Source organism: Pseudoalteromonas sp. S4492 (genome assembly GCF_005886115.1).
Lineage (GTDB): Bacteria > Pseudomonadota > Gammaproteobacteria > Enterobacterales > Alteromonadaceae > Pseudoalteromonas > Pseudoalteromonas gelatinilytica.
Genome location: NZ_PNCP01000186.1, coordinates 1 through 1,084 on the forward strand (window position 1 = coordinate 1; position 1,084 = coordinate 1,084).

At 52.3% G+C, this 1,084-nt stretch carries 1 protein-coding gene; it reads left to right on the forward strand.

Annotated features, from left to right (window positions below; genetic code table 11):
- Positions 1-127: 127 nt before the first annotated feature.
- Positions 128-1,084: group II intron reverse transcriptase/maturase (ltrA, locus tag CWC28_RS21325; RefSeq protein ID WP_249324993.1), on the forward strand; the 957-nt coding region annotated here is incomplete at its 3' end.

Sequence of the window (1,084 nt, forward strand, 5' to 3'; positions counted from 1 at the left end):
ATAGCGCTGACAGAAGCAATTCTGACCGGTGATCAGGCAGAAGTCAGCAGACGGCATAGTAGCCAAACGCCCGGTGTAATGGCCGGGACAGGGTGAAGGCCAGAACATCGAGAATAAAGGAGGAGCCTTGTCAAACCTGCATAAACGAATACTGCCCGGTAATGACGTACCCCAGCGTAATGATAAGCAGCCAGCCTTTGGCGACAATTTATTCGACCGCATGATGCACCCTGAAAACCTTCAGAGTGCATGGAAACAAGTTCGTGCCAACAAGGGCGCAGCCGGAGTAGACGGTATGACTATTGACGAATTTCCTGAATGGGTACGCCAAGGTCACTGGAAGCATACGGCCAACGCTCTGAAGAACGGACACTACACACCTGCACCGGTGCGCCGTGTGGAGATCGATAAACCTAATGGAGGGAAACGCCCACTGGGTATTCCCACCGTAAAGGATCGCGTAATCCAACAAGCGATTGCACAGGTTCTGACGCCTTTATTCGACCCCGGATTCTCGAACAACAGTTTCGGATTCCGTCCCGGTCGCAACGGGCAACAGGCCGTTAAGCAAGTGCAAGGCATTATCGGTGATGGATACCGTACGGCTGTTGATATAGACCTCTCAACATTCTTTGACAGGGTCAATCATGATTTGCTGATGACACTCCTTGGGCGCAAGGTTAAAGACAGACGACTCATGCAGCTCATCGGCCGTTATCTGCGAGCGGGTGTGATGGAAAACCACTGTCTTGTAGAGAGTCGGGAAGGTGTCCCCCAAGGCGGTCCACTTTCGCCGCTGATGGCGAACGTCATGCTCGATCCACTGGATAAAGAACTGGAGAAGCGTGGCCACCGTTTTGCCCGCTATGCGGACGACTTCACTATTTTAGTGAAAAGCCCAAGAGCGGGGGAACGGGTACTGCGTAGTATCAGTCGGTATCTGGAGCGTCGATTAAAGCTCATCGTCAATAGCACCAAAAGCCAAGTGGTGAAAACCAGCGACAGTCAGTTCCTCGGATTTACCTTTCCGGGAAAGCACATCCGCTGGCATTCGAAGACCCTGCACAAGTTCAAGCAGAAGGTA